This window comes from Verrucomicrobiota bacterium (assembly GCA_038744685.1).
Taxonomy (GTDB): Bacteria; Verrucomicrobiota; Verrucomicrobiia; order Opitutales; family Puniceicoccaceae; genus Puniceicoccus.
On the sequence record JBCDMB010000001.1, the window covers coordinates 244920 to 265923 of the forward strand.

Sequence of the window (21004 nt, forward strand, 5' to 3'; positions counted from 1 at the left end):
TATTTATCCGCGGAGTGTGACCCTCTTCTTACGTGTGAGCAGTCACTTTAGTCGCTGATGTGGAGTTTGTTTCAAGCTCGTTTCTTTTGGGCTTCTTATTAACTCGCTACTTAAATAGAACATACTCGGGATTCGACACCGGGTCTCGAGAGCATTCGATGGCGCTACCGATCTCGATTTTTGCGATTATGCTTTGTATGAGGCGCGGTTTAATAAGCCATTGCTCCTTCGATTTCGGCACTCCGCTACACCTTTACCCTAAGTCCCGTTTGGCTTTCCTTTTCGTCCCTTACGATTCTTTTTGGCAAAGTTTTGAGCCATGCGCGCCACGCCCTCCGTTTGATTTCCAGTAGGCAGCCGTCTACTTCTTCCCGGCGTAGGCGGATGTTCTCGTTCGCGATGTTCGCTAGGTCGTCCATGTTATAGAGAAAAACTTGGTCGAGTATCCCAGCGCCTGCTTCGACGTCGCGTGGAACTGCAACATCTACCAAAAGAAGGGGTGCGAATTTACGCTGCCGGGACACCTGATTGACGACTTGCGCAGTAAGAAGTGGATGGGATGATGCTGTGGAGCAGATTACAATGTCGAATAAGTGAAGTTTCGACGGGTATGTCTCAAACGGAAGGACGGCGCCTTCAAAAGAGATTGCCAGTTCTTGTGCCCTTTGGAAAGATCGCCCTGAGACGGTAATATCCCGGGCACCTCGGCTTGAGAGGCTTTGTGCTGTTTTCTCAGCTACTTCCCCGCTTCCGACGAGAAGAACTCGGGGGCCACATACATCTCCGAAGACACGGGTAACTAGATCAACTACGACGTTTCCAATTGTGACCTGCCCCTGTCCAATTCCGGTGTGAGTGCGGGCCCATTTGGCTGCTTGAAACGATCTTTCGAAAATGGTGCCCAGCTTGCTTCCAGCCCATCCGTTCTTGCGGGCTTCCACCAAGGCGTCTTTAACTTGGCCAAGAATCTCGGTTTCGCCAATCATTTGTGAATCGAGTCCCGAAGTAACCGAAAAAAGATGCACAAGCATGTCGCTGTTGGCGTGTACATATGAGAGATCTTCGAGAAGCTCAGGAGGCTGATGAGTAGTCTCCGCAAGCATGCGAAGAATGGCGAAAGTGTCTGGCTCGCGCGACGTCGAGAGGTAGACTTCCACCCGGTTGCAAGTGTTGAGCAGAACGACTTCGTTTACGGAGGGAACTGTAAGTAAGCGTTCGGCCAGCGAACGAAGATTGTCCGGTCCGAGAGAGAAAAGTTCTCTCACTTCTAATGGTGTTCGGTGGTGCGAAACCCCGACAACCAGCAGCGTGCGCGGAACGCTCATTTTGATAGGATGACCGGACTCTGGCTGGTTGTTTCGGCAAATTCCCCGAGGTCGTGCGAGCTTTTGACCGGCCAAAGGCTGAAAAGTGCGAAGACATAGAGGGCGAGGAAAGTGACAGCAGCTCGCTGTGGGGAGATCCGGTCTCGTTGCCGCAGGGTCCAGACAGCTCCGTATCCGATCCAGAGAACGAAAACAGCTAGTAGTTTCATGTGCAATTCGCTCCATGCGTCCTCGAACCACACCAACAAACCGGACGCAAATGCGAAGGTCAGGATCACGAGTCCGGTCGGGAGGAGGCGACGCGCAAGATTGTCAACCTTGACGATTGAGGGAAGGAAGTAAAATACGCGAGACTTCCATTTCTTTTCGAGGGCGTAGTACTGTAGGAGGTAGAGGGCTGCGACTGAGGCGAGGAGTCCAAAAATACCGTAGCTAAAAACGGAAAGGGCTGCATGGAATTCGATGAGAGGATCACCTCCAAAGAGCTTTGCTGTGTGAGGTCGATCCCAGCCAGGCATCAGAAGTGACACAATACCGACGACCGACACAAACGCAGCCGATGCAGTGCCCAGAAGGGTCACCCGAAAGACAGGCCCAACGATCAAGAAAAGAAAAATCGTCGACCAGAGCACAAACTGAATAATTTCAAAAGAGTTTCCGAGGGGACAGGCACCGATTTCGAGGCCCCGTAGGTAGAGTCCGGCGGTTTGTAATAGAAAGCCGGTGACAATGATAGGGTAAGTGATCGAGCGCGCATGGGGACGGCGGTTGAAAAGGCGGACTGCAGCGTAGACAACTGCGAGGAAGTAGGCAGCCGTTGCCAACCAAATCAGCAATCGGTCTGGCTGGTCCATTTACGTAATTGTGGAAGGAGCCGCTTGCTTTGGACTCTGCTCTGAGGAGAGGACTCCATTTCTCCAGCGATTGATTCGATTCATCAGGACCTCGATCCAAGCCGGGTGATCGTTGAGGCAAGGGATTTGTTCAAACCATTCTCCGCCAGCTTCTTCAAAAATCTCTTTTCCTTCCATTGAGATCTCTTCCAGAGTCTCGAGGCAGTCAGTTACGAACGCCGGACAGATAACCAGTAGCCTGCGGATGCCTTCTTCGGGAAGTGATTCAAGGGTTTTGTCCGTGTAGGGTGTAAGCCAAGGATCCCGACCCAGCCGGGACTGGAAGGAGATCCGATACTGGTCGCTTCTGAGTCCAGCCTTCGCCGCCACCTTGTGGGCAGTGGTGAAGCATTGGTGGCGATAGCAGGTCGCGTGCGCAGGATGGCAATTCTCGCAGCAATCTTCGGACTCTAGACAGTGGGCATGAGAGGGATCCGACTTTCGTAGATGGCGTTCTGGAATTCCGTGAAAGGAAAAGAGCACGAGGTCCGGTTGTTTCGTCAGATAGGGACGCATGACCGTCTCGACCGCATCCAGGTAGTCGTCGTCCTGATAGAATGGTTGGAGAAGTGTCGTATGGACACCGGGAAGTTCCTTTTTGAGGCAGCTCATCGCCTTTACCACAACGGTCTCATAGCTGGACATCGCGTAGTGGGGGTATTGTGGCATGATGAAGAGGTCTGTTACTCCTGCCGCTCTGATCTTCGCAACCTCATCTGGGATTGACGGTGAGCCGTAATTCATGGCGAGAAAGACTGGACAGTCTTCCCTATCGAGTAGGTCGCGCACGTTTCGACTCGTAACGATCAGTGGAGAGCCTTGATCGGTCCAGACACGGCTGTAGGCTTCCGCCGAATTTTTTGGTCGGAAAGGGAGAATGAATGCGTTCACCACCATCCATCGAATTGGCTTTGGTGCGTCAAGAACCCGGCCATCCATTAGAAATTCACGGAGGTACCTGCGGACGTCTCCGACTTCGGTCGAGTCGGGAGAGCCCAAATTTAACAACAGAACACCGGTTTTTTTGACCATACTTTACGGTGCCTTTCCGCGGTTAGGTGTCAATTCGCTGGAGGCAGAATCCAGCCGCCTGTATCGGGGGGTGCAACAGGCTCCGGTTCTTCGATTACCTCGGTCACTTCTTCCGTTTCTGGTTCCGGCGTTGGTTCTGGCTCTGGCAGAGCTTCGGCCGCCATCCTTTCCGTTTTCATTCGAACCACTTCAGAAAGCGCAGAATTATATTCGGTTCGTAGACGATCGATTTCAGTCAGAGCCCTCAGCTTTTCGTCACGCTCCTCGTTTAGAGAGTCGCGCAACTCCTCCATTTCAGCGGATGCTTCTCCATCGCCACTTTTCTCTTCGAGTGCGGAGCGGAGGTCTTCGATCTCATTCTCCATGTTTTCGATTAGAGCTGCGAATCGAGCCGACTCGTCTGTCCGGATAGCAGCTTCATCAAGGTCACTTCCCAGAAACCGTGCTCCCGCCTCACTGTTCACCAAGGCAAAGAGGATTCCCCAAGGGAGGAGAGCAAGCACGAGGATAACCAACAACAGAAGATTCTTGGAACCATTCATAGGTGGGTTTTTACGTCCGAAAACGGAAAAGGTCGAGTCGGAATCAGATTCCGAAAAAGTCCCGAGTATTTCGTTCGCTGGTGGAAATGACTTCTTCGAGGGAGCACTTGAAAAAGTCGGCGCAGAATTGGGCTAGAGTTGCCGTGTGGGCGGGTTCATTTCTCTTTCCTCGAAAAGGCTCAGGCGAAAGATAGGGGCTGTCGGTTTCGAGGATTAGCCTTTCGAGACCATTCTTGGCGAGTGATTCGCGGACTGCTTCTGCGTTTTTGAAAGTGATAATCCCTGTGAATGAGCACCGTGCTCCAAAGGATTCCACGGCTTTGAAGGTTTCCGGGCCTTCAGCGAAGCAGTGAAAGAGTGCTTTCTCTCCCGGGAAATCTACTGCCGATAAGACTTCAAGACAGTCCGTAACGGTCCCTCTCGAATGAATCACCACGGGGAGATTCAAATCCTTCGCCAGCTGCAGTTGTCTTTCAAAGGCTTCTCGTTGGAGTATTTGGAACGAGTTTCGTGATTCTTTGGGTAAACGCGTGTAGTCGAGTCCAATCTCACCAACCGCACAGGGTAGCTGCCCGTTGGACGACTCCCAATAGGAACGGATCTTTTTGATCTTCTCCCTCTGATTCTTGTCAACATAGGATGGATGGAGGCCAACGGTCCAGTGAACCCTACCGGGATAGGTGGAAGCCATCGTGCGATGACTTTCCCAGTCGTCCGTATCCGTTCCGATCGCAATAATCCTTCCGACTCCCTGAGTCTGGGCTCGATTCAACCATGCGTGCGCCTCTTCGGTTGGACTCCCTCCTTCGTTGGGCGGGTGGCAATGGCTATCAATCAGTGGCATCTTCCGCACTCTTAGCCAACAGCGATGGAAGGTAGACGGTGACTTGATAATAGCCCCGTCTAGTGGTGATTTGGTTCTCGGGATCCGCAATAAACTCGCGAATGGTAGCGTCGAGAGTCAGGTCTCCAGTAGACTTAACCCGAAGGGCGGTGGGTCGACTGATGTTGGACGTCTGGTCTATTAGAAAGACGCCCGGGGACACGAATGATGAGTCGCGGGCAACCTCTTCTATCGAGGGCGGCACGGCGAGGTGAATGAAAGAGATTTCGTCGGAACCGAGATCGAGAATTCGAATGGTCATGGATTCACTCTGCGGATCAACACCAGGTGTTTCACTCCTTCCGAAGGACTGAAGCGAACTAGCGTTTTGCTCGAGGATAAATGCCTGAGCATTTTCATCCACCTCCTGCTCGGGAACCCACTCTTTCCACGAATCGGCAGCTTTCAACGAGAGGAAAGGAGGAAAGAGACTGATTTCGCGGGAAATGGATAAGGCACGAAAATCTTCCAGTTGGGGACCCGGTCTGACGCGATCCGATGAAATCAGTAAGGAGAGAGGATCGAGCAGAGAGACAGACTCTGAATCGCCTCCTTCAATGAATGACAGGGCTTGGGCTGGAGTCTCGGCGTGCTCAGGTGTTTCGATTTGAATACGTACGAAGAAAAACACCGCCACATGGATGGCTACTCCGACAACGGCCGCAAAAACCGCGATACCGGTTGGCTTGTTGAAGGTGCGGTATCGCTCCATCTAAGCGATCAGTTCGATGAGTCAGCAGGGCGAGCTGCCATTTGGATCTGTTCGAAGCCGGCTATCCGAGCCTCTTCGTAGATTTCGACCAATGCCTCGAGGTCGGTAGACTGGTCAACGAGAAGAAGTAGTGTCGCGTTTCCATCGGGGGATTCTTCCTTCAGGTCTTGGAGTGCGGTCCCGAGCCGGGAAAGAGGATAGGACCCTAGAACGGTCACCACATTACCCTTCCAAATCGTTGCAACGGCCTCAGTGCGAACACCTAGGAGAACCTCGTTTTCCGGAAGGGTGGGAAGATCCACAGGAACACCGGGACTAAAGATTACGCTTTGTGAGAGAAAAAGTGTGAGGAGAGCAATTAGTCCGATGTCGGTAAACGGAACGGCATCAATTCGGAAACGAGGCGCAGTCAGTCGAGCCGCCAGATTGAATGGCCTCGTCAGAGATTCAGCCTCGTAGAACGAGGATTTGAGATCTTTTTCTCGCGTTTTCACGAATCCGCTTCCTCGTCGGTCATTTGGACTGAAGCGCCTGTTTTCATCGCCTCGATCCACTGTAGTAGATCGTGACCTACGGACTCCATGTCGTGCACAACAGCACGGAGGCGACCATAGAGAAAGTGATGTGCAAGGTGTGCCATAATTCCGATAGCCAATCCGGCAATCGTTGTAAGCAGAGCTTGTGCGATACTCCCGGCAAAGTCTGCTGGGTTCGCGTACACGCCCTCGTTTTGAAAAAGGAAAAACGAATCGTAGCCGGCAAGAATAGTTCCAAGGAGACCAAGGATTGGGGCTATTCGAGCTATCGCGGCTATTGTACCCACTCGACGCTCTAGAATCGGGATCTCAATAAGCGCGGCGGATTGAACTGCACCTCGAATCCGATCAATGGGCTGGTCATAATTGAGGAGGGCACCCTTTACTACATTGGGAATGGGTCCAGGGGTTTCTTCGCACACGGCAAGGGCTTCCGCCAGTCGACCTTTTCGGAGCAAATTCTGGATACCATCAACAAAGTTCCTCACCTGAATCTGGCCTTGATGGAGAAATAGAGTCCGCTCGATAAAAAAGATGAAGCCGATCACACTGATCGCCAGAAGTGGCCACATCACCGGTCCGCCTTGGCGGAAGAGGGAAAAGTCAAAAGTCTCCATAGACTGCTATTCGGTTTCAGTAGTTTGTAGTTCGGTTGCGCGCAGCTTGGCCCTCGCAAGCACGCTTCCCGGAAGGTTTCGCTTGTCGACGATCTCCAAGAACTGTTTTGCCTCTTCGGGAAAACCATCTTGGGCGAACCAGATTGAAAGCTCGAGGAGCGATTTGGAGAGCCAGAAAGCAAGAGCCGAATCTTCCGTCGTTGGTTGGTCAATCAGGGGGTTTACGGTTTCCCAGAGAAGTCTTCTTGCCCTGAGAGGTTCGTTGGCGCGCCTGAGGGTTTCTGCTCGTTTCAGTTGGCTTTCCAGAAGGACTGCGGGTGGAAGGTCGGGCACGGTCTCCACCTTCGCCAGGATTGCCGCTGCGTTTAACAGCTCTTCCGGTGATGCCTCTGGATTTGCCAACACAGTTTCGGCGGTTCCAATCTCGGCAAGATATTGAAGCGGGTGATTGGAGAAGAGATTCGCCGTATTCTGGAAAACGAGTCTCGCGCTGCTAAAGTCACCGAGAGAACGGAGAATCTCACCCTCCTTGAGTCGCGCGTGGATCGCGAGTTGGTGCTGTGGAAATCGGTTGACCAACGTTTCCAAAAACCGAATGGCCTCGCTGATCGATTCAGGGGTTCCCCGTGATTCTGCGATAATCGCAGCTTCATAGAGTGCGAGCGGGGCGTAGTCACTCTCGGGAAAACGGTCGGCGAGGTTCACGAGACGCTGTTGAGCTTCTCCCGTAAGATCGCGGCCAGCAAAATAACGGGCTTCAAAGAGATAGCTCAAAACTGCAGCTCGGCGATCGGGGAAACGGTCGCGAAGGTCAGCCATGATTTCGGCTGCATCTTCAGGATTGCCGGATTTGAAAAGAATTTCTCCTTTGAGTAGGAGAGTCTGAGCGAGCAGCGGATCTTCTGGCTCGTCCGCGGGTTCGACTTCCTCTGCAGCTTCGGGTTCCTCCTCCACAAGGTCTTCGGAAAAGGGAGATTCGTATGAGAACTCAGCAAGAATTGCTTCCGTTGTAGCCAGTGCCTCATCGTTCTCCCCGAGGAGTGAGAGAGTGTAAGCGCGGAGCCAGTCAAAATTCTGGCGTGCCCCCGTTGGGATCTCTCCGTTCGTTAGGATGGTGTCAATGTTCTCCAAAGCGAGCTGCGGCTCTCCATTCTGTATCAAGGTGCTTGCCACGTTCCAGAAGATACGCCGGTTCACCTCCGGGCTGATCTGTTCTCCGACCTTCACATTCTGATTAATCCATTCGAGTGCTGCTTCAATCTCTCCGGACTGGAGTAGGGCGAGTGTGTACTGGAAAGCAACTCCTTCGCTTGGCGAAAGATCCCACGCATCGCGGTAGGCTGCCGCCGCGAATGCGTAGTCTCCATTTTCGTAATACAAATCGCCTGCGAGTTGATAGTAAAAAGGACGATCCGGTGGTGGTAATTCGGGTAATATTTCCAGCAATCTTACGGCAGCGGTTCGAAGTTGGGGTGGGTCCTGCTGCCAAGCAAGAAACGCGTAGGCGAGTTGGGCCGATAGTTTAATCGGTGTGCCGGGGTACTCCTTGAGGAGGGAATCCAGTAAGTTGATCGCTGTGGACGCGTCTCCGGTATCAGACAAAAGCTGGGAGCGTGCGAAGATAAGGCGATCCCGGATCGGGTGGTCCGGCCGGGTGTCGACAATCGTTTCCAGAATTTCGGCCTGGCTGGGCTTGGGTTCCTTGATCTGCCTAAGGAGGAGATTTAAGGTGATGCGGAGAGTATCACGGTCGGTCCCGGACCGAAGGATTTCCCATAAGGTCGCCTGACCTTCAGTGGTGCTCAATCCACGAAAAACGGCCAGCGGCAATAGGATCTCGTCTGCGATTCTTGAATCGTCGGCTTCAGTCTGGAGGACAAACTCTTCGAGAAATTGGATGGCTTCTTCAGATTGTCCGAGTCCCATCAAGACCAGAGCATATTCACGGGCGAGCCTCAGGCGCAGCGGCAGTGCAACCGCTTCTTCGAATTGGTTCTTCAGCGATATTACGGTATCTTCATCGACTTCGCCTCGGAGGATATTCAGGCGGGCCCTAATGGTATCAAAGGTATCCCGAAGGAAAGGGGAGGTTGCAGATTCCTGCGCCTCGTTGAATAAATCTGAGGCCCGCGCCGGATCATTTTCATGGTCGGCCAAAAGACCCTGAAAGAAAAAGAACCAGGCTTCGTCGTCTCCAGAGAGTGACCCTTCCGGAACCGATTCGAGTCGATTCCTTGCCTGAGCGGTGTTGCCGAGAAGGAACTCTGCCATAGCCCAGCGAAGTCGCCTGGGTCCACTGTCGAATTGAGGATTCCCTCTCGCAAGTTCGAGGGCGTCTGCCGGATGGTCTAGTTGGATCAACGCAGTGAGGGAATAGAGGAAAGCCTTCTCCTTCTCCTCCTGGGAAAGCAACTCTGAACGAACCAGAGGATTCAGGTACTCGAAGCCAAGAGCAGGAAACCCGGTTTCTACCGCTCGAACTCCATTCTGGAGTTCCCGGGAAGCCTCAATCCGTTCTGCTTCAGGGTTTACTTGGTCTAGAAGATCTTCGGTAGTGGTGCCTGTGGCGAAAGACAGGCTCGAGAAACTGATACCCGTGACAACCGAGAAGATGTTGCACACTCTTGTCATACAGTCATCCAAAGAAGCCTTCACTGACTTTTTGTCGAAGAAGAAACAAATGCGCTGAGTTCATTGATCATGCGGGAGGCAGTCTGCAGATACGAAGCCCCAAAAAGATTCAAGTGGTTGAGTACGTGGTAGAGATTGTAGAGGGATTCTCTGCTTTTCCAGCCCGTACGTCGCGGGATTCTTTCGAAGTAACTCTGGAAAAATTCTGCAGGAAATCCTCCGAAAAGATTCATAAGGGCGAGATCTGTTTCATAGTCTCCCCAATAGAAAGCTGGATCAAACAAGACGGGTTGGTTGAATCCGTCTGCAGCTGCGTTTCCCCCACAAAGGTCTCCGTGAAGTGGACTCGCTACGATCGAGTCTCCTTCGAAGAATAAATCCAAGCCATCGAGGATGACCTTACAGGAAGGTAGGCGAAACCCGTTTTCTTTCGCTAGATCGAGCTGGGGCTGAAGTCTACTCTCTCGGAAGAAGCCCTGCCATTTTTCGGTCGGTCTATTCAACTGCGGAGTGGTTCCAATAAAGTTGTCTTCTTCGAAACCGTGGAAAGGTCCCTTTATTTGATGGAACTCGGCTAGACTTTCTCCCAGACGTGCCCCGGAAACCGGATCTAGAGGCTTGATGTCAATCCACTCGAGAATAAGAACGGAGTCACCCTCCGCTTTGCCCCTTCCAATAACTTCCGGCATTCGAAAGGTTTTGATCCCTGCCATAGTTTCCAGACCTATTTTTTCAGCTCGAAGAATAGGATCGTCCGAAAGAGGAGCTTTCTTCACGAAGAACGGATCTTTTGTGGTTTCGATCTTACTGCCTCCATGAATGCAGCCTCCTGTTGTGGAAGTAACACGGAGCACTTCCACTGGGTGACCGACCAAGTCTTCAAGTAATTCGGCGAGAGACTGCATCGCCTTCGATTGCCCAATGAAGAAGGGGTTCTATGCCATTCTCAATGATATCCAGAACGTGATCGAATCCTCGTTCACCACCATAATAGGGGTCCGGAACCTGAGATACATTCGGAATGTCGACCCAATCGGAGAATCGGCGAACTTTCCGTATTTCGTTTTCGTCTTTTGCCATGCCGATGATATCCCGATGGTTTTCATCATCCATCACGATGATCCAGTCAAAGTGCTCGAAGTCTTTGGTGACAAAGCCACGGGCAGTGCTGGTAAGGTCGTAGCCTCTCGCCCCTGCGGCTTGTCGCATGCGAGGGTCTGCACTGCTCCCTGCATGGTAATGGATCGTGCCCGCGGAGTCGCAGTCAATCTGGCCATGCTTTCCCAGTTCTTGAATGCGGTGTCGGAAAACGCCTTCTGCGGCCGGTGAGCGGCAAATGTTTCCCATGCAAACAAAGAGAATGCGTATCGGGGCGATGTTTGAATCTTGGGTCACGTTTTCGGAAGTCGCGAAGGGGGGTAAAAAAACTTGGAAAACCTGTAAATAAAATGCTGCTACTGTCCAGTTTAGTGTAGGCCGAGAACCTCCCTCATGCGGTAGATTCCCGGCTGACGAGAGAACACCCATTTGGCGGCGGAGAGAGCACCTCTCGCGAAGATGCTGCGGTCTCCTGCGCTGTGGGAGAGCTCGACTCTCTCGCTCGGACCGCCGAACACGACCGTGTGCTCTCCGACGACGTCGCCGCCTCTTAGCGAGTGAATACCCACTTCCTTGTCCGGTCTCTCGCCAGTGATACCGGAGCGGCCATGTTTTGCGGCAGTCGAGTCCCATCCCCGACCTTCCAGGATGGCCTCGAGTAGATTCTCAGCGGTTCCGCTGGGGGCATCTTTTTTGTATCGATGGTGCATTTCCACGATTTCCGGATGGTAGGTCTCGGGGAGAAGGCGGGCTGCCTTCTCGGTAAGAAAAATAAGTAAGTTCACTCCAATCGAGTAATTTCCGGCCCAAACCATCGGAATCTGATCTGCGCAAGCGTGAATCCGGGCGCTTTCCTCCGAGTTGTGCCCTGTCGTGCCAATTACTACCGCTTTTCCCTTTGTTGCGCAGAGTTCCACCAGGTCAGGCGTGCTCTCATGGGAGCTAAAGTCGATCGCCACATCGCAATCCTCCACACCGCGCTCGGGGTCGGAGCCGATATCGCATCCTGCGACAATCTCACAGTCTTCTTCGGCTGCAAGGGAGGCAATCGCTTGTCCCATTCTCCCCTTGGAACCGTTCAACAATATTCGGGTTGGCATGAGAGTAAGGTACTCGTGAAGAAAGGATTCGATCAATCCCAATCGAAGAGATCGAATCGGGCGAAAAAGGATTTTTATTTCCCCCGTAACTGTTACACTCTCTTAAAATGTCGGTCAGATTCGGTCCTCTTCTCCTGCTTCTTATCCTTACTGGTTGTTACACGGTTCCTGAAACGGGGCGATCCACCTTTACTCTTCTCCCGGAGAATCAGGTGACCGGGATGGGGCTTTCCACCTTTGAAGACATCAAACAGACGTCTCCCCTGATTACGAGCGGTCGAAACTACGAGATGATTCAACGAGTGGGCCAACGGATAGTCGACACGTTGGGAAGTGATTTTGCGGGCACCGACTGGGAGTTTATCTACATCGACGATGAACAGGTGAACGCATTTGCCTTACCGGGTGGAAAGATTGCGATTTACGATGGACTCTTCGATGTAATCGATAGTGAGGATGAACTCGCCTTCATTGTCGGGCACGAGGTAGCCCACGTCACGGCACGCCACTCGAACCAACGGTTGTCCCAAGCAATGGTCATCGCCGGGATCGGAATTGGGGTGGGAGTTGCCTTCGATGACTTGGATCGTTCGGAGAAGCAGCTCGTTCTGGCTGCTTATGGAATTGGAAGCACAGTCGGCATGGCTCTTCCTTATAGCCGTTTGCACGAAAGGGAAGCCGATTTCATTGGGCAGTTATATATGGCCCGCGCAGGATACAATCCGGCGGTGGCTCCGGGAATCTGGATCAAGATGGCAGAAGCTTCGCCGGGTAGTCCACCCGCTTGGCTCTCGACTCACCCTGCGCACAAGGACCGGGAGCAGGAACTTCTTCAAAGCCTTCCACGTGCCGAGGAGGAGTATCGGAATTCCCGTTACGTGACCGGCGAGCGGTAACCTGCGGAAAAGCGGAGATGAGATGACCGGGAACCTAGAGCGGATTCGATTCCTTTCTTCGTGAGGCGACGCTGGAGGCAGAACCACGGATTTGTTTGTAAAGAGTACAGCACCAACCGAATTTCCTTTTTTAGTTTTTACGTAGGATGAGGGTTCAACCCTCGAAAGACAGACTTCTACTCAGCTATGCGTATCGAAGCACAAAGCCCTGTTTTGACAATAGCTTACGCATTCCGTTGGCTGATTTAAAACCGAAGTAATTTGCACTAACGAACGGCCGACCTTCGCCCAACTACTAGGCCCGCGCCAATCAAAAGGGAGCCGATCACCAACGAGAGCCAATCTGGCTGACTTCGGTTTAGAAGGATCGCGATGAAAACGCCGAGTGGAACGACAAGGTTGTTTGATGCCGCCAGAAAACCGGTGGATACGCGACTTGCTCCGAAGTTCCACAGATAAAATCCGGCTCCCGAGGCGGCGATTCCGAGATAGATAATGATCATCCACTGGGAAGGGGAGAGGTGGGGTGGTGAACGAAAGGATCCCATCAAGAGACCGGCGACGATCGTGAAGGTTAGAGCTCCAGCGAAGAGGAGTCCGAACACCTCCTTTTCCGTCACGCTCGGATGTCTGAATTTCCATTCCCGGAACCAGATTTGCCCTCCCCCAAAAGCGATGTTGGCGATCTGCATGAGAAGAAAGCCGGTGAGAAAGTCACTGCGTGGCATCTCATCTCCTTTGATAATCGCGGCACCAACTACCGAAAGAACTGCTGCCAGAAAGAGAGGCTTTTCGAGGCGGCGATGAATCGCGGAATTGATGCCTGCAATCCACAATGGCGTAAGGACACTGAACAACGCCACCTGCCATGCTTCGAGAAATCGGAACGCAGCGAGGTAGGATACATACATGACTCCAAACTGGAGGACACCGATCGCAGAAAGCTCACAGCGGGTTCTGAATGGAAGCCCCTTCAGGCGGAGCAGCGGTAGAAAACACAAACCCGCGACGACCAGCCGGGCGGAACCGATCAAAAATGGATCCACGCCTGCTAGGGCTTTTCCAATCAGACCGAAAGAAAAGGCCCAAATAAGAGTGACGGCGGCAATTGCGCCAATCCCTGAAGCCGAAGAGGAGGCGTGACTCGTTTTCATCCCCGGGCTCAATCAGCCCGTTCTTGTAAACTGGTCGGTTAGAAGCACAACACTCTTACTCGTAGCTACGATACGACAGGATCTTGTCGCGGGTAAGAGAGCGGTATCTCCCCGAATAAACTGGGTTGAAGAGTCCTCATCGATCAGACTGCCGGAGACTACGTGAATGAGTAGCGGTTCCGTGGATTCTTCGATTGCAAGTTCTGAACCGTCCTCAAGGTTCGTCCTGCGGATACGAAACTCACTGCAGTCCGCGAGAGTTGTCGTGCCGAAACCGTCAAACGTTTCGTCGGCCCTCGGCTCGAAGTCATCGAAATCAATACTCTTCATGGACTCCTCAATGTGCAGTTGTCGCGGTTTCCCATCCAAGCCGACCCGTCCCCAGTCATAGACGCGGTAGGTCGTGTCGGAGTTCTGTTGGATTTCCAGAATCAGGTTGCCACCGTCAATAGCGTGAATTCGACCGCTTTCTACCAGGATCGACTGGCCTTGCGATACGGGAAATCGATGCACGCAGTCTTCGAGGGTTTCATCGTGTAGCGCTCTTTCGAACTCCTTTTTCGTGACCCCTCGTTTCAAGCCAACGATGAGGCTTGCACCGGGTTTAGCGTCGGCCACAAACCAATTCTCGGTCTTTGGCTCTCCATGAAGCACCTTTGCGACGGGAGCAGGAGGATGGACTTGCAGGCTGAGCCGCTGTTGGCAGTCGAGCCATTTGACGAGGATCGGAAAAGGCTTTGCTGGGTCCCAGCCAGAACCCATGACCTCCTCAGGATTCTCCTCAATCAGGTCGCGGATCGTGGTGGACTGAGAAGACGAGGAACGAATCTCCGAGGCGTCGTCTGCGCGATCAACGATGTCCCAGCTTTCGCCAATCACTTTTCCAGCGGGTAAGGTTCGGCCCAGTGAAGACTCTAGCGAACGGCCCCCCCAGACTCGTTCTTTGTAGATCGGGTGAAAGAGAACTGGATTCATAGTTGCCATTGCGCTACATAAATCGGTTTGAATCGAGCTGAATGTCATCCACGCGACAAAAAAATGTGAAGAAGGTGCAGGCCACCTTCACTCCAAGAGTCTCCAAGGTTCGTCCGATCAAGGGCGGTATCTTTATTACAATTGGGATGTTGTTTGCTGTGGCTCTTGTCGACTATGAGCCTGCTCAGCAGGGACTGGTTCGTGCCTTTGCCACCTCGACCGAAATGTCGGAAACCCCCAATTTGGTCGGGAGTTTTGGGCGGGATTCCGCCTTCCTTTTTTTGTCGGGATTAGGGCTGGGTGCCGTCTTTTTGCTTTTTTCAATTATCTGGATCGGTGTCCTCAACTTGGTTCGGAGAGCCCACTTGGTTACGGGTCCACGGCTCATCGTTCTTGCCCTGGCGACTTTAGGTGCGTCGGGCCTGGCAAACGGTCTGCAATTGTCGTGGTTGCCTAACCTTGAGTCGTTCTTTCCCGAGAACTATTTCCCAAGAGGCCCGGGTGGGTTGGCCGGTTATTGGCTGAATGAGGCATTTCTGTTTGAGACGCTTGGGACATTTGGAAGTCTTTTTCTTCAACTCTTGCTGGTTTTGCTCGGGATCGGTGCGTTGTTCAGCGATCCTTCCAGAAACCTCTTTGAGCGTAGTTTTCAGAAATGGTCGGAACGTCGAGCCGATAAGAAACTAACCGCGGCAGAGAGGAAGAAACAGAAGGCTTTGCAAGCGGAGGCAAAAGCTCTTCGAGAGATGGCGAAGCAGGAAAAGCGTCTGGAGAAGGAGAAACGGCGTTCGCAGAAGTGGGAGCAAAAGAGGGAGAAGGAGAGCACAAAAGCGGCAGCAATCGCCGCAAAACGCGAGACCCCGACGATCGAAGAAGGGCTTATGGGTAACGAGTCTTCGCCTGCTGATGTGACGGCGGTCGACAGTAGTCTTCTCTCCGGAGAGATCCCTACCCGAAGCCGAAAAACAGTTTCGAACAAGCGGGTGAAGTCGGCGGTCTCATCGAAAGAAATTGTCGATCCGGTATTACCGACAGATCATCAGACGGATGGGGTCGCGAGGGTGAGATCGAGCGCGAAGTCCGATCCTGAGCCTTCCAAGTCTGGGAGCGGTGGGTTTAAGATCGTCGCCGGCGAGAAGGTAGAGAAGGCAGAGACTCTCTTCCCCGCTAGAAAAGGGAACTACCAATTTCCGTCTCTCGATCTTCTTCAAGAGCCTTCTTTGCCTCATTCTTTTGAGGCGGAGAATCACGAGGAGACGGCCGTTGCTTTGCAAAGCACTTTGGCTGAGTTTGGAGTGAAAGTGGAGTTGGGTGAGGTTCATACTGGACCCGTAATTACTCGGTATGAAGTCTATCCTGCGCCCGGAGTGAGGGTGGAGAAAATCGCCAACCTCGCCAAGAACCTTGGTATGAGCCTGAAGGCGCAGTCGGTTCGCATTCTGGCACCGGTTCCGGGAAAAGGCTGTGTCGGGGTAGAGGTTCCGAACCGGCGACCACTTGCAGTCTGCATCCGAGAGATCATTGAGTCCCGTTCGTGGGTCGATGCGAACGCCGAGATTCCTGTGGTGCTTGGGAAGGAGGTAAGTGGCAAACCGTTGGTGGCCGATTTAACGAAGATGCCGCACCTGTTGATCGCTGGATCCACCGGATCGGGGAAGACGGTCTGCATCAACAGCGTCATTGCTTCTCTTCTCTATCACTCAAGTCCGGAAGACCTGCGCTTCATCATGATCGATCCCAAAATTGTTGAGATGCAGATCTACAATTCCCTCCCGCATATGTTGATTCCGGTAGTCACCGATCCGAAGAAAGTTCCCGGTGCGCTGAAGTGGTTGATTTCAGAAATGGAACGTCGTTACCAGGTGTTCGCCCGTGCCAATGTGCGGAATATCGCTGGCTTCAATGCCAAGATTGCCAAGAACAGAGAGGAAAAGAAGCGAGCCGAAGAGATGGAGGCTGAAATGTCTGTCGAAGAAAGGACAGCCCTTGCGGAGGCTAGCGAGGAGAGTGACGATGGTTTTGAAATTCCGAAGGAAAAGATTCCCTACATCGTCTGTATCGTGGATGAGCTGGCTGACCTCATGATGGTGGCACCTGCGGACATTGAAACAGGGATTGCCCGTCTAGCCCAGTTGGCCCGTGCGGCAGGCATTCATTTGATTTTGGCAACTCAACGGCCTTCGGTAAATGTGATCACTGGGGTAATCAAGGCGAACCTTCCGAGTCGAATCGCCTTTAAGGTGGCATCCAAAATCGATAGCCGAACCATTTTGGACGAGGGCGGGGCGGATTCCTTGATTGGTAAAGGAGACATGCTCTTTATTCCTCCCGGGGCACACGCACTGGTGAGGGCACAGGGTGCGTTTGTTTCTGATGAAGAGATCAATGGTGTGGTGGAGTATTTAAAGGTGAATGGTCCACCCAATTTTCTCGAACAAGTGCAGGCGCAAATTGAAGCCGGTGACGATGAGGGAGGATCGGGTGTTGAGGGTGATTTCGAAGATGACTTGGTCCCGCAGGCCTTGGAAGTAATCCGCTCGAGTAAAAGGGCATCCACTTCAATGCTACAGCGACGATTGAGGATCGGTTACAATCGTGCAGCGCGGATCATGGAGATCCTTGAGGATGAGGGTTATGTCGGCCCGGAAAATGGCTCCAGCCCGAGAGAGATCCTCAGGGATTTGGATTAGAAGCCTTTCGGTCGGGCAGCGGACTCAAGTCCGCTGCTTCTGCCACTTAGTGAAGGAGAGTGGGGATCTGAATCGTGAGTTTTTACTTCGGTAGCTACTCCACTGGACGGGACGAAAGTCTGCGGTCCTGGATGCAGTTCTGCTGGTTTCAGTAGCATCCCGCCGTTAGGCGGATGATAGCGTCTTTTTTGGAATTTGTCGGTCTGTTCTAGTCATCAGTCTCACGACTGATGCTACGGTTCTTTCGGCTGGATTGGTGACCGGAGGTCCCCACAGCCTTAGCTAGATCCTCGCAAAAAAGAACCGATCGCGATCAGAAAAGTCCTTTTCCACCCAATAGTCGGAATAGCCTGAGTCCTTCGCAGACGCCTGGAGCTTTTCGCGATGATTGATTCCGGTCTCGAGTGCAATTAGTCCTGGATCGTTAAGGAAGTTCCTTGCTTGCTGCAGGATTTGATCCAAGTCTGCAAACCCTTGCTTATCGGACACGAGCGCTTCCTTTGGCTCGTGATCCTTTACCTCGGGTTGGCTGGAAGTCCACTCGTCCTCGGCAAGATAGGGTGGATTGGAAATGATGAGATCGAACTTTCCTTCAATATGGTCGAACCACGAAGATTGAAGCCAACTAACCGCGAGGTTAAGGGAATCGCCGTTTTTCTGTGCTAGTGAGATTGCCTCCCGAGAGCGGTCCACTCCAATCACCTCCGCTTTTGGGAAGGTGCTTTTGAGAGATAGTGCGATTGCCCCAGAACCGGTTCCGAGGTCGAGAATCTTTTGCGGAGGTATTGAAACATGAGCAACGACTTTTTCGATGAGTTCCTCCGTCTCCGGTCTGGGAATGAGAGCACCGGGTCCACATTGGATATGGAGGTTTCGAAAGGGCTGATGCTCGAGAATGTAGGAAAGTGGCTCTCGCCTCGCTCGACGCGCCAACCTAGGCCTTAGCTGAGAAAGGACCTCTTCTTCCATTGGACGGTCGAACTGGAGATAGATCTCCATCCGTTGGCAACCGAGCGTATCCGCAATCAGGTGCTCGGCATCGAGCCGAGCCTCTGGTATTCCCTGTTTGATGAGGAGTTCTTCGGACTTTCGAAGAATCTCAAGAAGGGTGTGCATGATGGCTTAGTTGATCCCGGATTCTTGAGAATCGAGAGCAATGGCAGCTTCAGCCCTTTCCCGGATATCAGCGCGGAGAAGCTCTTCGAGAAGATCAGCAAGCCCTCCCTCAAGAATGGATTCCAGATTCTGGCTGCTCCAATTGATTCGGTGGTCGGTGAGTCGGCTTTGGGGAAAGTTGTAAGTGCGGATTCGTTCGCTACGGTCCCCGGAGCCTACTTGGTTGCGGCGGTTGGCCGCATATTTCGCCCGCTCTTCCTCTTCTTTTTTCTGCAATAGCCGTGAACGAAGGACCTTCATTGCTTTGGCCTTGTTTTTGATCTGAGAGCGTTCGTCGGCACAGCTCACAATCATCCCGGTCTCCTTGTGGAGGATTTGAACCGCAGAATCCGTTGTATTGACTCCTTGCCCTCCCGGACCACTGGCCCGCGAGACGGTGACTTCGATTTCATCCGGATTGATGGTTAAGTCTACTTCCTCCGCTTCCGGAAGGACGGCGACCGTGGCGGTCGAAGTATGGATTCGCCCATTGGTTTCGGTGGTCGGAACGCGTTGAACGCGATGAACCCCACTCTCGAACTTTAGGAGGCGATAGACCTCTTCTCCACTCACCAGAAAAATGATCTCCTTGAATCCTCCTGAGTCCGAGGGGCTGGAACTCATCGGCTCAATCCGCCAGCCACTAGCTTCTGCAAATCGACTATACATACGGAACAGGTCGGAGGCGAAAAGTGATGCTTCTTCTCCTCCTGCTCCCGCCCGAATCTCCATCACGGTGTTTCGGGAGTCAGCCGGATCGGCCGGAACAATGAGGAGGGTGATTTCTTCTTCGAGCTTTGTTTTTCGTTCCTCGAGTTCTGGAAGTTCAGCCTCTGCCAGCTCCTTGATTTCGGGATCCTCGTCGGTATCCCTCAGGAGTTCCTTTGACTCGGTAATCTGTTCATCCAGAGAGCGAAACTCTTCCGAAAGCGCGAGCAGTTTGGTGATGCGTTGATGTTCACGGGCGCATGCTGCCGCTTTACGACTGTCACCGAAAATGGATGGATCGGACATTTCGCGATCCTTTTCGGCAAGCCGTTCGCGGATGGAATCGATACTGGGGAGGATGTGCATGAAAAAATTGAGACCTTGAAGTTGGGAAAATCATTGTCGCATCAGGGGAGTGGTGCCAGAAAGAAAGCCGCAGAATGATTGCCAAAAAATCAAACCTACATGGACAAACGGTCATTGCGTGTGTTTGGGACTTCGACAAGACGCTAATTCCCGGCTACATGCAGACCCCACTTTTTGAAGCATACGGGATTGATGAGAAGGCTTTTTGGGAAGAGGTGAATGAGCTGCCTGCCCTCTACGCTCAGCGAGGTTGTCACGTTTCAAAAGACACGGTCTATCTGAACCACCTTTTGAGCTATGTGAAGAATGGCCCTTTGAAAGGATTGACGAATCGGCGCCTTCGAGAATTGGGGAAAGAGCTGGAATTCTACCCCGGCCTTCCGGAATTCTTTAAAACGGTCAAGAATATGCTTTCCGCTGAGCCCGACTTCAAGAAACACGGAGTTACGGTAGAGCATTACATCATCAGCACCGGTCTGGCTGAGATGATTCGGGGAAGTAGCATAGCACCTTATGTTGACGGTATTTTTGGATGCGAATTCATCGAAAGGCCCTTCCCTCCGGGCTATACAAGTCAGAGTGAGCTCGAAATTGAAGAGGGCGGCGAAGTGAGCCAGGTCGGCGTGATGGTCGACAATACGATCAAAACAAGGTTTATCTTTGAGATCAACAAAGGGACGAACAAAGACCCGAGTATTGACGTAAACGCGAATGTGTTGCCCGAGGACCGTCGAATCCCTCTCAACAACATGATGTACCTTGCAGACGGACCGAGTGACGTTCCCGTATTTTCTGTGGTGCGGAGAAGCGGGGGGCTGACTTTCGCTGTCTATGATCCGGAAAGTGAAGCAGAGTTTGCCCAGAATGATAGCCTACTACAGGCGGGAAGGATACATAGCTATGGACCGGCTGATTACAGTGAGGGAAGTAGCACGAGTATGTGGATTAGGATGCACGTGCGGCAAATCGCAGCGCGTATTAATGAGGAGAGAAAGCAGGCGATGGCGTCTCGGGTAAAGGAGCCTCCGAGGCATCTTCACAAAGAGGTTTTAGAGGAAGTGCCGAGCGATCCGCAGAGGTCTTTGTTCGAGGAACAATCCGGGGCTCCTGTTGAGTAGAGCCTCTAGTCCATAGTTGAGTGCGGTCCTCTCGATCAATCAGGTCTTTTGCTCGGAGTGGACAAAGTAGAGCAGATCACAGACCTCCCGAACAGCACCGAAGCCACCCCTTTTCTGGGAAATCCATTTTGCGACGCCAAGCACTTCAGGAGAAGCGTCGTTCGGTGCCATCGGATAGCCGACCCGTTTCAGTAACTTCAAGTCGGGAACGTCATCACCCATGAATGCCGCTTCCGAAGGCTCAATTCCTTGGGAGGCCAGAAACTCTTCTGCACAAGCGACTTTATCCTCTACCGCAAGAAAGACGTGCTCAACACCTAGTCTTCGGCAACGTTCCCAAACAGGGGTGGAGGGAGACCGGCTGATAACGGCGATCGGAAAGCCAATCGACAGGAGTCGGGTAATTCCAAAACCGTCTTTAATGTCGAACCTTCGATACTCGTTCGATCCTTCGCTGGGTAGATAAACCCCTCCATCGGTAAGAACGCCATCGCTGTCCAAGAGTAGGGCCTTGATCCCTGGCCAGTTTATAGCATTTTTCTCTGGGTCGCTCACAAATCCGGACCCAAACGA

The 21004-nt window shown here is 52.6% G+C and carries 20 protein-coding genes; 3 read left to right on the plus strand and 17 right to left on the minus strand.

Annotated features, from left to right (window positions below; genetic code table 11):
* Positions 1 to 245 precede the first annotated feature (245 nt).
* The 12 genes from hemA to dapB form a co-directional block, all read right to left on the minus strand.
* Positions 246 to 1325 (minus strand): glutamyl-tRNA reductase, encoded by a 1080-nt coding sequence (gene hemA, locus AAGJ81_01050; protein ID MEM0964722.1) that lies wholly within the window; start codon positions 1323 to 1325, stop codon positions 246 to 248.
* Positions 1322 to 2179: a cytochrome c biogenesis protein CcsA gene (ccsA, locus tag AAGJ81_01055; GenBank protein MEM0964723.1), complete on the minus strand. Its 858-nt coding sequence runs from the start codon at positions 2177 to 2179 to the stop codon at positions 1322 to 1324. The genes hemA and ccsA overlap by 4 nt, the downstream gene beginning before the upstream one ends.
* Positions 2180 to 3250, minus strand: a complete 1071-nt coding sequence (hemH, locus tag AAGJ81_01060) for a ferrochelatase (GenBank protein ID MEM0964724.1) — start codon at positions 3248 to 3250, stop codon at positions 2180 to 2182.
* 29 nt (positions 3251 to 3279) lie between these two features.
* A complete protein-coding gene (locus AAGJ81_01065; protein ID MEM0964725.1) occupies positions 3280 to 3792 on the minus strand; it encodes a hypothetical protein in 513 nt (170 codons plus the stop codon).
* Between the two features lie 43 nt (positions 3793 to 3835).
* Complete coding sequence (locus AAGJ81_01070; GenBank protein MEM0964726.1) at positions 3836 to 4636, minus strand: TatD family hydrolase; 801 nt, start codon at positions 4634 to 4636, stop codon at positions 3836 to 3838.
* The gene (locus AAGJ81_01075; GenBank protein MEM0964727.1) at positions 4623 to 5387 is read right to left on the minus strand and encodes a hypothetical protein; all 765 of its coding nucleotides are present in this window, start codon (positions 5385 to 5387) and stop codon (positions 4623 to 4625) included. The genes AAGJ81_01070 and AAGJ81_01075 overlap by 14 nt, the downstream gene beginning before the upstream one ends.
* Before the next feature lie 8 nt (positions 5388 to 5395).
* Positions 5396 to 5881, minus strand: a complete 486-nt coding sequence (locus tag AAGJ81_01080) for a biopolymer transporter ExbD (protein ID MEM0964728.1) — start codon at positions 5879 to 5881, stop codon at positions 5396 to 5398.
* The gene (locus AAGJ81_01085) at positions 5878 to 6540 is read right to left on the minus strand and encodes a MotA/TolQ/ExbB proton channel family protein (GenBank protein ID MEM0964729.1); all 663 of its coding nucleotides are present in this window, start codon (positions 6538 to 6540) and stop codon (positions 5878 to 5880) included. The genes AAGJ81_01080 and AAGJ81_01085 overlap by 4 nt, the downstream gene beginning before the upstream one ends.
* A gap of 6 nt (positions 6541 to 6546) precedes the next feature.
* Positions 6547 to 9171 carry a tetratricopeptide repeat protein gene (locus tag AAGJ81_01090; GenBank protein MEM0964730.1) on the minus strand — a complete coding sequence of 875 codons (2625 nt, stop codon included), beginning with the start codon at positions 9169 to 9171 and terminating at the stop codon, positions 6547 to 6549.
* A gap of 20 nt (positions 9172 to 9191) precedes the next feature.
* Entirely contained in the window at positions 9192 to 10076 is an 885-nt protein-coding gene (locus AAGJ81_01095; GenBank protein MEM0964731.1) for a fructosamine kinase family protein, read from the minus strand.
* Positions 10051 to 10566 carry a low molecular weight protein-tyrosine-phosphatase gene (locus AAGJ81_01100; GenBank protein ID MEM0964732.1) on the minus strand — a complete coding sequence of 172 codons (516 nt, stop codon included), beginning with the start codon at positions 10564 to 10566 and terminating at the stop codon, positions 10051 to 10053. The genes AAGJ81_01095 and AAGJ81_01100 overlap by 26 nt, the downstream gene beginning before the upstream one ends.
* Positions 10567 to 10637: 71 nt before the next feature.
* On the minus strand, positions 10638 to 11369 hold the full coding sequence (dapB, locus tag AAGJ81_01105) for a 4-hydroxy-tetrahydrodipicolinate reductase (protein MEM0964733.1): 732 nt from the start codon (positions 11367 to 11369) through the stop codon (positions 10638 to 10640).
* A gap of 107 nt (positions 11370 to 11476) precedes the next feature.
* Here dapB and AAGJ81_01110 point away from each other — a divergent pair, with 107 nt between their 5' ends.
* On the plus strand, positions 11477 to 12265 hold the full coding sequence (locus AAGJ81_01110) for a M48 family metallopeptidase (GenBank protein MEM0964734.1): 789 nt from the start codon (positions 11477 to 11479) through the stop codon (positions 12263 to 12265).
* 266 nt (positions 12266 to 12531) lie between these two features.
* Here the strand turns inward: AAGJ81_01110 and AAGJ81_01115 are convergent, their stop codons facing one another.
* Both AAGJ81_01115 and AAGJ81_01120 read right to left on the minus strand, forming a co-directional pair.
* Positions 12532 to 13419, minus strand: coding sequence for an EamA family transporter (locus AAGJ81_01115; GenBank protein MEM0964735.1), 888 nt, complete (start codon positions 13417 to 13419; stop codon positions 12532 to 12534).
* Positions 13420 to 13431: 12 nt separating this feature from the next.
* The gene (locus tag AAGJ81_01120) at positions 13432 to 14394 is read right to left on the minus strand and encodes a type I phosphomannose isomerase catalytic subunit (protein MEM0964736.1); all 963 of its coding nucleotides are present in this window, start codon (positions 14392 to 14394) and stop codon (positions 13432 to 13434) included.
* Positions 14395 to 14459: 65 nt separating this feature from the next.
* Here AAGJ81_01120 and AAGJ81_01125 point away from each other — a divergent pair, with 65 nt between their 5' ends.
* On the plus strand, positions 14460 to 17084 hold the full coding sequence (locus tag AAGJ81_01125) for a DNA translocase FtsK 4TM domain-containing protein (GenBank protein MEM0964737.1): 2625 nt from the start codon (positions 14460 to 14462) through the stop codon (positions 17082 to 17084).
* A 282-nt stretch (positions 17085 to 17366) separates the two neighbouring features.
* Here the strand turns inward: AAGJ81_01125 and prmC are convergent, their stop codons facing one another.
* Both prmC and prfA read right to left on the minus strand, forming a co-directional pair.
* On the minus strand, positions 17367 to 18200 hold the full coding sequence (gene prmC / locus AAGJ81_01130; protein ID MEM0964738.1) for a peptide chain release factor N(5)-glutamine methyltransferase: 834 nt from the start codon (positions 18198 to 18200) through the stop codon (positions 17367 to 17369).
* Between the two features lie 6 nt (positions 18201 to 18206).
* Positions 18207 to 19313, minus strand: a complete 1107-nt coding sequence (gene prfA / locus AAGJ81_01135) for a peptide chain release factor 1 (GenBank protein MEM0964739.1) — start codon at positions 19311 to 19313, stop codon at positions 18207 to 18209.
* Between the two features lie 74 nt (positions 19314 to 19387).
* Here prfA and AAGJ81_01140 point away from each other — a divergent pair, with 74 nt between their 5' ends.
* Positions 19388 to 20431, plus strand: a complete 1044-nt coding sequence (locus AAGJ81_01140; GenBank protein ID MEM0964740.1) for an HAD family hydrolase — start codon at positions 19388 to 19390, stop codon at positions 20429 to 20431.
* A gap of 39 nt (positions 20432 to 20470) precedes the next feature.
* Here AAGJ81_01140 and AAGJ81_01145 read toward each other — a convergent pair whose 3' ends face one another.
* Complete coding sequence (locus tag AAGJ81_01145) at positions 20471 to 20986, minus strand: HAD-IIIA family hydrolase (GenBank protein MEM0964741.1); 516 nt, start codon at positions 20984 to 20986, stop codon at positions 20471 to 20473.
* Between the last annotated feature and the right edge of the window lie 18 nt (positions 20987 to 21004).

Excerpts from the sequence above, each read along its gene's own strand:
- dapB (MEM0964733.1), bottom strand. The coding sequence starts at position 11,369 with ATGCCAACCCGAATATTGTTGAACGGTTCCAAGGGGAGAATGGGACAA.
- hemA (MEM0964722.1), bottom strand. The coding sequence starts at position 1,325 with ATGAGCGTTCCGCGCACGCTGCTGGTTGTCGGGGTTTCGCACCACCGA.
- AAGJ81_01065 (MEM0964725.1), bottom strand. The coding sequence starts at position 3,792 with ATGAATGGTTCCAAGAATCTTCTGTTGTTGGTTATCCTCGTGCTTGCT.
- AAGJ81_01120 (MEM0964736.1), bottom strand. The coding sequence starts at position 14,394 with ATGAATCCAGTTCTCTTTCACCCGATCTACAAAGAACGAGTCTGGGGG.
- ccsA (MEM0964723.1), bottom strand. The coding sequence starts at position 2,179 with ATGGACCAGCCAGACCGATTGCTGATTTGGTTGGCAACGGCTGCCTAC.
- AAGJ81_01090 (MEM0964730.1), bottom strand. The coding sequence starts at position 9,171 with ATGACAAGAGTGTGCAACATCTTCTCGGTTGTCACGGGTATCAGTTTC.
- prfA (MEM0964739.1), bottom strand. The coding sequence starts at position 19,313 with ATGCACATCCTCCCCAGTATCGATTCCATCCGCGAACGGCTTGCCGAA.
- AAGJ81_01070 (MEM0964726.1), bottom strand. The coding sequence starts at position 4,636 with ATGCCACTGATTGATAGCCATTGCCACCCGCCCAACGAAGGAGGGAGT.
- prmC (MEM0964738.1), bottom strand. The coding sequence starts at position 18,200 with ATGCACACCCTTCTTGAGATTCTTCGAAAGTCCGAAGAACTCCTCATC.
- AAGJ81_01075 (MEM0964727.1), bottom strand. The coding sequence starts at position 5,387 with ATGGAGCGATACCGCACCTTCAACAAGCCAACCGGTATCGCGGTTTTT.
- AAGJ81_01095 (MEM0964731.1), bottom strand. The coding sequence starts at position 10,076 with ATGCAGTCTCTCGCCGAATTACTTGAAGACTTGGTCGGTCACCCAGTG.
- AAGJ81_01115 (MEM0964735.1), bottom strand. The coding sequence starts at position 13,419 with ATGAAAACGAGTCACGCCTCCTCTTCGGCTTCAGGGATTGGCGCAATT.
- AAGJ81_01110 (MEM0964734.1), top strand. The coding sequence starts at position 11,477 with ATGTCGGTCAGATTCGGTCCTCTTCTCCTGCTTCTTATCCTTACTGGT.
- hemH (MEM0964724.1), bottom strand. The coding sequence starts at position 3,250 with ATGGTCAAAAAAACCGGTGTTCTGTTGTTAAATTTGGGCTCTCCCGAC.
- AAGJ81_01140 (MEM0964740.1), top strand. The coding sequence starts at position 19,388 with ATGATTGCCAAAAAATCAAACCTACATGGACAAACGGTCATTGCGTGT.
- AAGJ81_01085 (MEM0964729.1), bottom strand. The coding sequence starts at position 6,540 with ATGGAGACTTTTGACTTTTCCCTCTTCCGCCAAGGCGGACCGGTGATG.